Origin of the sequence: Bacillus sp. AR2-1, assembly GCF_008368755.1 — a bacterium.
Classification (GTDB): domain Bacteria; phylum Bacillota; class Bacilli; order Bacillales; family Bacillaceae_G; genus Bacillus_A; species Bacillus_A wiedmannii.
In genome coordinates this window covers 58224-70443 of sequence record NZ_QORY01000035.1, presented here as the reverse complement: position 1 = coordinate 70443, position 12220 = coordinate 58224, and the positions used below count along the sequence as shown (strand labels likewise).

At 36.3% G+C, this 12220-nt stretch carries 14 protein-coding genes; 7 read left to right on the top strand and 7 right to left on the bottom strand.

The window, feature by feature from the left end:
* Positions 1 to 39: 39 nt before the first annotated feature.
* A complete protein-coding gene (glpD, locus tag DT250_RS28985) occupies positions 40 to 1722 on the top strand; it encodes an aerobic glycerol-3-phosphate dehydrogenase (RefSeq protein ID WP_000672824.1) in 1683 nt (560 codons plus the stop codon).
* 388 nt (positions 1723 to 2110) lie between these two features.
* On the opposite strand, the gene DT250_RS31915 is transcribed toward glpD, so the two are convergent.
* Positions 2111 to 2275, bottom strand: coding sequence for a hypothetical protein (locus tag DT250_RS31915; RefSeq protein ID WP_000561154.1), 165 nt, complete (start codon positions 2273 to 2275; stop codon positions 2111 to 2113).
* A gap of 138 nt (positions 2276 to 2413) precedes the next feature.
* Here DT250_RS31915 and DT250_RS28980 point away from each other — a divergent pair, with 138 nt between their 5' ends.
* From DT250_RS28980 to DT250_RS28965, 4 genes are all read left to right on the top strand, one after another.
* Positions 2414 to 2824: a DUF2283 domain-containing protein gene (locus tag DT250_RS28980; RefSeq protein ID WP_149214181.1), complete on the top strand. Its 411-nt coding sequence runs from the start codon at positions 2414 to 2416 to the stop codon at positions 2822 to 2824.
* 283 nt (positions 2825 to 3107) lie between these two features.
* A complete protein-coding gene (locus DT250_RS28975) occupies positions 3108 to 3641 on the top strand; it encodes a sigma-70 family RNA polymerase sigma factor (protein WP_060489197.1) in 534 nt (177 codons plus the stop codon).
* A gap of 4 nt (positions 3642 to 3645) precedes the next feature.
* Positions 3646 to 4053, top strand: a complete 408-nt coding sequence (locus DT250_RS28970; RefSeq protein ID WP_097906861.1) for a PadR family transcriptional regulator — start codon at positions 3646 to 3648, stop codon at positions 4051 to 4053.
* 7 nt (positions 4054 to 4060) lie between these two features.
* Positions 4061 to 5317 carry an FtsW/RodA/SpoVE family cell cycle protein gene (locus tag DT250_RS28965; RefSeq protein ID WP_149214180.1) on the top strand — a complete coding sequence of 419 codons (1257 nt, stop codon included), beginning with the start codon at positions 4061 to 4063 and terminating at the stop codon, positions 5315 to 5317.
* 4 nt (positions 5318 to 5321) lie between these two features.
* On the opposite strand, the gene helD is transcribed toward DT250_RS28965, so the two are convergent.
* Both helD and prsA read right to left on the bottom strand, forming a co-directional pair.
* Positions 5322 to 7658 carry an RNA polymerase recycling motor HelD gene (gene helD / locus DT250_RS28960; RefSeq protein ID WP_149214179.1) on the bottom strand — a complete coding sequence of 779 codons (2337 nt, stop codon included), beginning with the start codon at positions 7656 to 7658 and terminating at the stop codon, positions 5322 to 5324.
* Positions 7659 to 8077: 419 nt separating this feature from the next.
* Positions 8078 to 8944 (bottom strand): peptidylprolyl isomerase PrsA, encoded by an 867-nt coding sequence (prsA, locus tag DT250_RS28955; protein WP_149214178.1) that lies wholly within the window; start codon positions 8942 to 8944, stop codon positions 8078 to 8080.
* A gap of 279 nt (positions 8945 to 9223) precedes the next feature.
* Between prsA and DT250_RS32760 the strand changes: the two genes are divergently transcribed.
* Positions 9224 to 9337 (top strand): hypothetical protein, encoded by a 114-nt coding sequence (locus DT250_RS32760; protein ID WP_002007073.1) that lies wholly within the window; start codon positions 9224 to 9226, stop codon positions 9335 to 9337.
* 30 nt (positions 9338 to 9367) lie between these two features.
* Here the strand turns inward: DT250_RS32760 and DT250_RS28950 are convergent, their stop codons facing one another.
* The gene (locus tag DT250_RS28950) at positions 9368 to 9562 is read right to left on the bottom strand and encodes a hypothetical protein (RefSeq protein ID WP_000172690.1); all 195 of its coding nucleotides are present in this window, start codon (positions 9560 to 9562) and stop codon (positions 9368 to 9370) included.
* Between the two features lie 117 nt (positions 9563 to 9679).
* Between DT250_RS28950 and DT250_RS28945 the strand changes: the two genes are divergently transcribed.
* Entirely contained in the window at positions 9680 to 10015 is a 336-nt protein-coding gene (locus tag DT250_RS28945) for a DUF1878 family protein (protein WP_000383652.1), read from the top strand.
* Positions 10016 to 10020: 5 nt separating this feature from the next.
* Here the strand turns inward: DT250_RS28945 and DT250_RS28940 are convergent, their stop codons facing one another.
* From DT250_RS28940 to DT250_RS28930, 3 genes are all read right to left on the bottom strand, one after another.
* A complete protein-coding gene (locus DT250_RS28940; RefSeq protein ID WP_000834920.1) occupies positions 10021 to 10578 on the bottom strand; it encodes an HTH-type transcriptional regulator Hpr in 558 nt (185 codons plus the stop codon).
* 298 nt (positions 10579 to 10876) lie between these two features.
* Positions 10877 to 11239 (bottom strand): YtxH domain-containing protein, encoded by a 363-nt coding sequence (locus DT250_RS28935; RefSeq protein ID WP_087985644.1) that lies wholly within the window; start codon positions 11237 to 11239, stop codon positions 10877 to 10879.
* A gap of 185 nt (positions 11240 to 11424) precedes the next feature.
* Positions 11425 to 11859 carry an HIT family protein gene (locus DT250_RS28930; protein ID WP_001016840.1) on the bottom strand — a complete coding sequence of 145 codons (435 nt, stop codon included), beginning with the start codon at positions 11857 to 11859 and terminating at the stop codon, positions 11425 to 11427.
* Positions 11860 to 12220 lie beyond the last annotated feature (361 nt).

Sequence of the window (12220 nt, the reverse complement as noted above, 5' to 3'; positions counted from 1 at the left end):
TCGTGGTCTCTTTTTTCGTTATCAAAGGGAGGAATTACCATGAAATTTTCAAGTAAACAACGTAAAGACGTATTAAACGGAGTAAATAAACAAGAGTTAGATGTGATCGTAATTGGTGGAGGTATTACTGGTTCTGGTATTGCATTAGATGGGGCAACACGCGGGTTATCAACAATTGTGTTTGAAATGCAGGACTTTGCAGCAGGTACATCAAGTCGTTCAACGAAGCTTGTACACGGTGGTCTACGTTATTTAAAACAACTTGAAGTGAAAATGGTAGCAGAGGTGGGGAAAGAGCGTGCGATCGTATATGAGAACGGTCCCCATGTAACAACACCAGAGTGGATGTTACTTCCATTCCATACAGGCGGTACGTTCGGATCATTCAGTACATCAATTGGTCTTCGTGTATATGACTTCTTAGCAGGCGTAAAACGAAGCGAGCGCAGAAAAATGTTTAACCGTGAAGAAACATTAAACAAAGAGCCTCTTGTAAAAAAAGAAGGATTAAAAGGCGGCGGTTACTACGTAGAATATCGTACAGACGATGCGCGTCTTACAATTGAAGTAATGAAAGAAGCAATTGAACACGGTGCGAAAGCTGTTAACTACGCAAAAGTAGACAGTTTCTTATATAAAGATGGAAAAGTATGCGGTGTACGTGTAATCGATTTACTAGATGGCGAAGTGTATGAAGTGTACGGTAAGAAAATTGTAAACGCAGCTGGCCCTTGGGTAGATACACTTCGTGAAAAAGATAACTCGAAAAAAGGGAAAGTACTTCAGTTATCAAAAGGTGTCCACTTAGTAATTGACCAAAAACGTTTCCCATTAGGGCAAGCTATTTACTTCGATACACCAGATAAACGTATGGTGTTCGCGATTCCTCGCGGCGGAAAAACATACGTAGGTACAACGGATACGTTCTATGATAAAGACGCAGCTGTACCACACATGACAACAGAAGATCGAACATACATCATTAATGCGATTAACTACATGTTCCCAAGTGTGAAAATTACAGAAAAAGATGTGGAGTCAAGCTGGGCTGGTGTACGTCCGTTAATTTACGAAGAAGGTAAGAATGCATCTGAAATTTCTCGTAAAGATGAAATTTGGACTTCTGAATCTGGTTTAATTACAATCGCAGGTGGTAAATTAACAGGATACCGTAAAATGGCTGAAATGGTAGTAGACTACGTAACAAACCTATTACAAAAAGAAGGTCATAGTGCATATCCGAAGAGCGACACGAAACATATGCCAATCTCTGGTGGGCATGTAAGTGGTTCACACGGATTCCCAGCATTCGTTGCGAAAAAAGCAGACGAGGGTACGAAATCTGGTTTAACGAAAGCACAAGCAGAAGAATTCGCGAAATTCTATGGCTCTAACGTTGACGTACTGTTCGACTTAGCGAAAAAACATAAAGACGAAGCGAAAGAATACAACATGCCGCTAGACGTTCTAATCCCACTTGTATACGCAATGGATTACGAAATGACAGCAAAACCAGTTGACTTCTTCGTACGCCGCAGAGGCGCTGTGTTCTTCAACATCCACTGGGTATACGAGTGGAAAGAAGCAGTAATCAACTACATGGCTGCGAAACTAGGCTGGAGCAAAGAAGAGCAAATGAAATACACAGCTGAATTAGAAAAAGCATTAACAGACGCTGTCATTCCTGTAGATCAACAAGAACAAGCAGCTGCATTAGCGTAAAATAGAGAAACACCTGAAGAGAACCTCTTCAGGTGTTTTTTATCCTTTTCGGCAAGAAGGCTCCATCTGATTTGTGTTACGGGTGAAACCCAACAATTCAGGTGGAGCTGAATTGCCGTCAGAAGGTAGTCTGAACTCTTTTGTTTTTTGTCTTACGATACAATCTGCCCTTAGATAAGGAGGGAATATATCTTAAGATAACGAAATTGGATAATAATCATCATTTGGTTACCTTGACTAAAAATAAATAAAATATGTTACAATGATGATAGAGTATATAGTATGAATTTTGCATAAAATAAAGAAGACAGAAGCCTGAGAAACTTCTGCCTTGTGTAACCTAACTTACTATTGTGGTGGTAGTAGGTGCGGTTATAAGACAATTACATTAACGTTTTAGCCGAGAACCGCCCTTACCTTTTCCACGAAGCAGGGTGGTTCTCGCTTTTTTGTATACAGAAATTAGCCACGGACCGACGTATCTTCTACCGATGACAACGCCAGCTCCGGTTAGGATACCATACACTAATTTAATTACAAACATCGCGATCATTTTATCACCTCCCCCCTTTTTTCAAAATGGAAGAGATGATTATCACACCTACTAGTTATAGCTTATTAAGTTACATTTCAATTGTATTATGTTTTAAAATAGGGAACAAGACAAATGAATACGGATATGAGGTGCAGCATGAAAAAATTAATTACTTATGATTCTGAAATTCAGATGGCATATCTGTATGTAATTCCATTCACTTCAGAAATTGAGATTGAATCAACTGAAGAGTTGGAAGAAAATCCAAAACTGAATGTAGATATAGATCAATTTGATCGTATAGTGGGGATTGAGTTTTTTGGAGAAAATGCTGATAAATTAAAAGGATTAACAAATAGAAGTAAAATATATAAAAAGAAAGCTTCAAATGATAATACATACATATACTCATTTAGAATTTCTCAGGATATTCATTTGCAAAAAGTGTTATTTCAAAACGTTGTATTTTATTTTGCAGATAAGAAGTATGAAGAATTTATTGGTTTTGATATTATCAAGCCATCTTTATATGGCCATGAAATATTAGATTCTTTAAGTGAGTGTTAGGAGGGAAGAGGACTCGATTGAATGGGTTCTCTTTTTCATTTAGCGATGAGGGGAATCTTGACGATAGAAAACTAAGACAAAATCCTTATTGCAAACTTAAAAAGCGCCTTGGGAGAAAGGCGCTCTTTAGGTGAATGTATTGTAACGACTATTCGGTTTATTATATGTAAGTTGCTGAGGAAGTGATTTATAAAAAACATTATTGCCAAACGGATTTTTTTTGTAAATTTATAAAACTTTTCCATACAGTACGTCGTCTAATATATGGGAAGGAGGAAATGATGTGGATGAATTAACGGTAGAAGCGTTTGAAATAGAAGATAAGGAACTCCTTATCGATGAAATCATGAACAAGTATGGACAAGAAGTCTTACAACTTGTGTATTCATATGTAAATAATAAAGAGGTTGCTGAGGATGTAACGCAAGATATATTTGTGAAATGTTATAAATCTCTTCATACATACAAAGGGAAGTCGAATGTGAAAACGTGGTTATGGAGAATTGCGATTAATCAATGTAAGGACTATATAAAGAGTTGGTATAACAAAAAGGTGATCGTGGCAGAGGATGAATCTGCTTACATTGGGGTTCAAAATGATAGTGTCGAACAAATTGTCATTCAAAATGCGGAGGACCGTGAGCTCGCTTCTGCAGTAATGAATTTACCGATAAAATATCGAGAAGTTATTTATCTATTTTATTATGAAGAATTATCAATTAAAGAGATTGCTATTGTAATAGACGTGAAAGAAAACACGATAAAAACGAGACTGAAAAAAGCGAAGGAGCTTTTGAAGAAAGGATTGGAGGAATAATCAAATGGAAGATCGATTAAAAGGCCTGCGAAAATCAATGGAGAATACAACGTTTAAACATTTGAGTTTTTCTAATCAACATCGAAAGCAGGTGCGTGAAAAAATCAATGCTTTAAACGAAAAAGAAGAGGATATCTCTTTAGCTATCTTACAACTCCTCAGTAATGAAAAAACAGGGTACGAATTGTCACAGCTACTACGAGGGAGAGGGATTCGGAAATTCGAAGGAAATGAAGGGTTTTTATATACCGTATTACATCGCCTAGAGCAGAACCGTTTTATTCAATCTAGCTGGGATCATGCAGGAGCGAAATATTATCAATTAAATGATAAAGGAAGAAAGATGCTGCGAAAGGCAGAAAAAAATGCTACGAAGGTACAATTTATACTAAAAGGCTTAGTACAGGAGTGAGGCGAAATTGAATAAAAAAGGGGAGCGTTTTGTAAGCGAAGTTACGAATCATATTAAATCAAAAGAAGCGAAAGATTTTGTAGCAACTGAACTAGAGTTTCACTTAAAACAGGCAAAGAACACATGGATAGAAAAAGGATTAAGTGAGGAAGTTGCTGAAAATAAAGCTGTGGAACAAATGGGAAGTCCGATTAAATTAGGGCAGGAGCTTAATAAACTGCATAAGCCAAAGGTGGATTGGTGTTTACTTATTTTATTAGTGACTGCTATGGGGTTAGGGTTTTTACCGGTTATAGCTTTTGGATATATGAATGATTTACTAATGAATAAAGTGATATCTGTTATTCTCGGTATTGCAACAGTTGTAGTTATGATGCTGACTGATTATCGGAAGTTAGAAAGATTCGGGTGGCTGTTTTATACAATTGGGGCACTTATCTTGTTAATATTAAATTATTTTCCGAACGTTTTGGTGGCTGGAGAACCGTTAATAAAAATTGGTCCCGTTGCAATTAGTCGTTTAATGGCAGTGCCGTTCTTTTTTCTAGCTTGGGCTTCTTTTTTCAATAATAGTAGGTTGAAAGTTAGGTATCTTGTCGCCCTATATTTATTTTCTCTGTATTTATTCTTAATTGGAGCCGCTTTTTCAACGATGTTTATTTATATCACGATGGTCTTCGTTATGCTTTGGTGGAGTAAATTAGGAAAGAAAACGGCATGGCTCATTACAATTTTACCAATTTTACCCTTTATTATTAGGGATCTATTTTCCTGGTCGGCTGTAAAAGAATACCGGATAGCTAGAATTTTAGGAATGTTAAACCCAGAGCATGATCTATGGTATTTACGTTTAAAAGAGGCGATGTCTTTAGCAGGTTGGTTTGGTACATATGGAAATATAAAGTCTATCCCTGCTGCCCATACTGATTTTGTATTCGCGAGTTTGACTTACTACTATGGATATGTGCTTGCGTTAGTTCTTGTCTTGATTCTTTCTCTTTTTGCAGTAAGAATAATGAACATAGCTTATAAAATAAATGATGGATATGGTAAATTGCTCCTCGTTGGCGGAGTGACTCTTTTTGTAATCCATTTTATTTGTAACGTTGGCATGATCCTTGGGATATTACCACGTTTTTCTATATCATTACCTTTTATTAGTTACGGATGGATACCAACTCTATTTCATGCATTTATAATGGGGATTGTGCTGAGTGTATATAGGCGTAAGGATATTTCAGTTAGAATGAGAAAAACACCTTGAATCATCAAGGTGTTTTCGTTATAAGCTCAAAACTCTCCGAATCAGCCCCAAGTATAAAAGGACTAACCTCGCCAACGCTATAAAGTTGCAGTTCATGCATTGCGCGCGTGCAAGCAGTGTAGAACAATCTACGAACGCTCTCATCGCTGTACACATCTTTAGAAGCATCGTAAATAATAACAGCATCAAATTCGATACCTTTCGCTAAGTAAGCAGGGATCACGACAATGCCTTGCTCATACTCGGCTGAGTTACTTTTCACAAGTTTAATATTCTCGATATGACGAAGTGCTTCGTAGGCAGCGGCGCTTTCGGCGGCAGATTTACATATAATTGCGATCGTATTGTGCTGCTCTTTTTGTAGTGCAGCAACTTTGGCAGTAATATGCTCGTGCAGTTCGCTGTTATTCGATACTTTCGTCACTGTAGGTTTCTCGCCGTCACGTTCAAAGGCGTGAATGTTCTTTCCTTCTGGTACGAGAGCACGTGTAAATTCAATAATGGGTTTTGTTGAGCGATAGCTACGAGTTAAGTTGATGCCGTTCGTTTCATCTGGTCCGTATAAGCTAGTAAGTGTGTTGAAATTCACTGCTTCACTCGCATGGGCAAATATCGCTTGGTTAAAGTCTCCGAGTACAGTCATTCTTGCAGCAGGGAAGAGACGTTTTAAAAACTCAAACTGAAACGGCGAATAATCTTGCGCTTCGTCTACGAGTACGTGTTTAATCGATCTATTCGTTTGGAAGCCTTCAATTAACTCTTTTAAAAGTAAAAATGGCGTTGCATCCTCGTAATATAACTTTCCTTCATCAAGCATGTTTACTGTTAAGGAGCAAATGTCATCCCATTCCTTCGGCTTTTCTCCAGTAACCCATGATGCATCTGTGAAGAGTTGTTTATATATGCCTGTGAAATTGATGAAACGCAATGTTTGAACGCCTTTACGAAGCGGCTTCAATTTTTTACGAACAATCATACGTCCAAGTACTTTCGTTTCTTTCTCAAAATCATTAAAGGAGTTGTCGTCAAACTCGCCTTTTTTCTGTAAATATTTATAAGCCTTTTGATATTCATCTTTACTCAGTAATTCAATTTCCTCTTCTACCCAAGGCTTTTTCAGCTCTGTTTTTTCAATTGCATCTATTTGTTTATTTAGCCAATCTGTTAACTTTTCAATTCGATTATGGAAACGGAGGGAGGAGTCAGTGTTGTAAAATTGTTCTGTAATTTCTTTAGCAGAAACAATTAACTTTCCTCTAAATTTCATTCCTCTAAATAACATGCCTGAAGATTCAAGAGATTGTCTGTACGTTCTAATCATTTCAAAAAATTGAGTGGATGCTTTAAAGCGAATGCTCGCATTTCTCGTTTTATAGGTAGGGCTATTCGTTTCAGTTAACATATATTCTAATTGCTCATAAGGGTCTTCAACGTCAAATGCTTTACTTAGTCTATGGTTTAAATATTCTTGGAATGTCACTTGTTGCATATTTTCTTCACCGAGTTCAGGTAGTACGTTAGAAACGTAGCTATTGAACATAGAGTTAGGGGAGAAGAGAATAATTTGATCTGCTTTTAGCCATTCGCGATATTTATATAGTAAGTAGGCGATTCGTTGCAGGGCAGCTGACGTTTTACCACTACCAGCAGCTCCTTGCACGATAAGAAGTCGGCCTTCATCGTGACGGATAATTTCATTTTGCTCGCGCTGAATTGTAGCGACGATGCTCTGCATATGTTTGTTCGTACCTTTTCCGAGCGCTTGTTGCAAGATTTCATCACCAATTGTAAGGCTCGTATCGAACATAGAATCAATCTCGCCATTTTGAATAATGTATTGTAATTTTTTCTCCACATTACCGTGGATTACGCCGCCTGGTGTACTGTATTCAGCCGGTCCTGGTGGATAATCGTAGTACACACTCGAAATAGGTGCGCGCCAGTCATATATAAGAAAGTTTTCCCCGCTTGCATCAGTAAGTGTAGCTACGCCGATATAAATTTGATCCGCGGCAGATTCTCCTTCTTCTTTGAAATCAATTCGTCCGAAATAAGGTGCTTTATGCATACGTCTTAATGCGGCAAGTCGATTAAAGGTGTGCTTATGGGTAATTTGTGTGACAGCTAGTGACTGAGCTTGTTGTCTCAAGTTGATAACTGTTTCAAGATAATCATCGAAAGTATCAGTGTTTACTTTCACGTCATCCCAAAAGTGTTTACGAATATTGATTACTTCTGCCCGGCGTCTGCCAGTTTCGTTTTCCAGTTTATCAATTTGCTCCGTAATTGTTTCAATTACGGTATCCAATCGTTTTTGCTCTAAATCAAGTTTTTTGTTCATACGTAAGCACTCCTTTAAAAGTGAAAAATAGAGGTTGACTGAAGATGTGTTTTGGTGTACAATTAAGATACGGATAAATACGTTCTATATATTTTTGAAAACGTGTTTCTGTACTAATTTAACATAGTTTTTTCATTTAATCAATGATAATAAGATAAACCTTGGTTCCGCGCGGTGGAATCGAGGTTTTTTTGTGTTTCTTGAAGAGGGGATCGCGATCATTGTCAGTTTTTGTCGGTAAGTCGATATATTTTGAAAATCGCCGATATAATTAGAGTTGCGGTCGATATAATTGAAAAATCGCTGATATAATTTAGATTCACGAAAATCAACTACATAATTTTATGTACCGAATCTAGACGCAATGTATCGAGAGAAGAGTGCAAACAAAAAAGCTCGGGCTAATCCCGAGCTTTTCATTATTTCTTTTCGTCTTTCTTAGCGTCAGCTTTTTGCTCTTTGAAAAGATCTTTTAAATCTTTATCTTCAACTTTTACGTCAGCTTTTTTGATTTCTTTCATCATAAGATCGTTCATGAATTCAGCGTCTTGTGCTTTCTTCGCAACTAACTCTTTTTTCAGGTCAGCTTTTGATTGCTCGAATGATTTTTCTGGCTCTTTAATGTCTGTAACTTTAATGATGTGGTAACCGAATTGTGTTTTTACAGGTTCGCTTACTTCATCTTTTTTCAGTTTATAAGCAGCATCTTCGAATTCTTTAACCATTTTACCATGTTCGAAGAATCCTAAGTCTCCACCTTTTTCTTTTGAACCAGTATCTTCAGAGTATTGTTTCGCTAACTCTTCGAAAGATTTACCTTGTCCAAGTTCCTCTTTAATTTTTTTCGCAGTCGCTTCATCTTTTACAAGAATGTGGCTTGCTTTAACTTCAGGCTTGTAGTTATCTTTTAATTCTTTATCAGTGATTGTTTTCTCGATAGCTTTTTCTTGAGCTAATTGAGCACGCACACCAGTTTTTAAAGTTTCTTCTTTAATACCTTGTTGTTTTAATAGTGTATCGAATTGATCACCGTATTGTTTTTTCATTTCATCGAACTTTTTGTCTACTTCTTTGTCTTCAACTTTGTAGTTTTTAATAAGTACTTTTTCCATAACCATGTTGTTTAGTACTTGTTTACCAGCTTGTGTCTTCATTTGATTGTAGAACTCGTCTTTTGTAATGTCACCAGCTTTAGATGTAACGATTTTGTCTGATGATGATCCTGTTCCACATGCTGATAATGCGATTACACTTGTTGCGGCTAAGGCAAGCATAGCTTTCTTCATTCGATAAACACTCCTACTATTATGTATTTTTAATTTATCCTACACCAATGAATTTTAGTTCATAAGAGCCCGATTAAGTCTCACTGATACTTTTGCTTTGTATATTGGTAAAGCGCGCTTAACAGGGCTTACCGAGGCTGAGGATAAAGTTAAGATGCGTGTCATTTATTTCATAGTATAAGCAATATGTACAAAATTTAATATATCATATTTCGACTCGATTTCATATTGATAAAGAAAATTTAACCAGTGCGTGTCAGATTTTGAAGGTGTTCCATATTGGGCGCATGCCGCATATACAGAAAAGAGGAGGGGATGGGGATGAATTCTCAACTTATTTTATTACTTGTACTGTTTATTTTATTGGTTATAGTAGGTATAATTTGCTTATAGAGGAAAAAAGTGAGGAAGGGGCTTCCTTCCTCACTTTCCATGAAATATAATTTCTATATAACTAGAAATTAATAAAATTGTTATACATACATTAATAACCCGAAAGACACCGGGTTGGCGGCTCGCAGCTATTTGTTTTCGTTCACACAGTGTATGTGTCATGAAATTCGTGTAAAATATAACAAGAAGTGCGAATGCGACAAAAACAACTGTTATAAGTGTCATGAGGCGAGACCTCCTTTTGGTAAAATACATATACTTTATATATTGTATCATACGATATTTTGTTCGTGTTATAAAATTCAGAAATAGAAGACTTTGTGTTAGAAAGAGAGGGAGAAAATGGACGTTGTTAGAAGATTAGAACAAGCTGAATACTACGTAGACCTACTATTTAAAATGATTGATGAAGAAAAGTGTCCATTTTATTCTTTGATCATAAAGAAAAAAGCTCGTAAAAAAGATATTGAACGTATACTAAATCTTTGTGAAATATTGAACGAGCAATATGTAGTGGAGAAAGCAGAAGGACTTCTTTTGTTCGATGCGCTGTTAGATCAATTTGAAAAAGCGCTTCCACATCAGCTCGAAGTACACGAAACTGCGGAAGCGCTAGCAAAACAAGGTTTATTTAAGCCGCTTATGAATGAATTCTTAAGCATGATTGCGAAACAATAAATAGATTACTTCTTAACTAACTTCTGATCGGATTCCGTAAAATTCTCCTCAATATTCTCTAATGATTTCTCAAAAATATCGATGAAGTCTTGTCCGTAAATGTTGCGCAAGATAGCGATAAGTTCGATATTTTCTGGGAACTTACCATAGAAATTACGAAGTGCAAGAGCCCCATTAAATACAGAGTTATTTTCAGGATCATACTCCTCCATTAAGCGAAGTAGTAATTCTTCCCCTTTGTCTGTAATCTCAATGTACGTATTTCGTTTATCATCTTCTTTTTTTGAGAATACAAGATAGCCGCGTTCTTCCAGCTTTTTCGAGAAGTTAAACGCCGTTGATACGTGCATAACTCCAAACTTAGCAATCTCAGAAATAGAAGCCCCTTTTAAATGATAAGCGATTGACAAAATATGATGCTCATTAATGTTTAAATCGTAAGGCTTAATCCACTGTTGCCAATCTTTCTCTACACATTTCCATAACGCTTTCGATAATTGAGCAATGCGTTGGCTGAAAATCATCGCTTCTTTTACCGAGTAATCTTTTTCTCCACTTTTCATTTACTCACCCACTTTAACATTCTTTTTCATTACTATCTATTATGCCAGTAAAGTAAAAATTAATAAAGTCTTTTTGTGAGAATTGTGAAAATTTTTCGGAAAAATGACATTCTATACAAATCATGCATAACTATGGAAGCGTTTTATGAGTTGTGAATACATGTGTTGTCCTTACATGTTAAGTGATAACATATATTGTAAATGCATAAAAACACGGCATATCTGTGTGATATGCCGTGTTAAGGTCGATTTATATAAAAAATATTTGTTATATGCAAAAAACTAAGCAGGAATTTGTTTACGCCTTTTCCGGAACAGCTTCTTGTAGTTTCTCAATTGATTTTTGAATGTCCAAAATCTCTTTCTCAATATGGCGTTTGTTTTGAGAAATGTCTTGCTTCCAGTTAGAAATCGTATCGTGCATATCGTCTTTTAATTCTTGAAACACTTCTTTACCTTCTGAAGCAGTTTCAACGATTTGACGTTTTAATAATTTTGTATCAGCTGTAATATCAGCTAAAGTCTTTTTAATATCATTTCCTTTTTCTTTTAACTTACCGCGCATAGCTTTGCCAGAAGAAGGAGTAGAGAAAAGAACGGCTAGTCCAGCAACTGCTCCGCCGCAAATGACACCTGTAATAAAGGATTTAGCTTTTGACATAAAAGGAAACCTCCTTATTTTTTGTTCGTATTCATGATGTGAAAAAATATGCATATCTTTAAGATAAGGGAAAGAAAATTGTGCGGTGCACGTTCCCTGGCATCTTGAGTGAAGAAACAAGCCTTGCAATATTTAATCACGTTAGGAAAGTGGCTTGTTATGTATTACTTCTTATTATAGTGTCACTATTTCACACTATTTGCAATTGTACTTGCGATGTTCTGTAAATTTTCCATTGTGTATTCATTTTGATGTGATTTCCAAACAGCACCGAAACCATCGTTTTCACCGTAGCGTGGAATTAAATGAAGGTGGAAGTGGAACACAGTTTGTCCAGCTTTTTCACCGTTATTGTTAAGTAGGTTAAAGCCAACTGGGTTAAACTCTGCTTTAATCGCATTTGCGATTTTCGGAACGACAGAAAAAATGTGTGATGCGATTTCTGGCGTTAATGCAAAAATGTCTTGTTTGTGAACTTTTGGAATAACAAGGGTATGTCCTTTTGTTACTTGACTAATATCTAAAAATGCAAGCACATGTTCATCTTCGTATACTTTTGAGCAAGGGATTTGCCCGTCAATAATTTTACAAAAAATACAATTATCTGCTGTATGATTCATTGATCTCATCCTTTCAAGTAGCCTTAGCCGTATTTTACCATAATTATATAAGAGAACAAACACGAAAAACAGGAAGCTGACTCAGCTTCCTGTTTTCTGAAGAGGGATTGAAAAAGCATTATCGTAATTTACGTTTCGCAGACACCTCATTTATTTAAGAAATGCACGGTAAATCGGCTAAAGTTTCTGCCGTAGACACCCCATTTTCAAGTGAAATGAATTGCAATCTTTATAAAAGGAAATTGTTTATTTTTTAAAACAGTATATGCTCTTTCGGAGACACCCCGTTTCTAAAATGAAACAAATGATCTGGTTATGTGTAAATTTCTTTGTCCAACATGGACACCCCATTTCATGATGA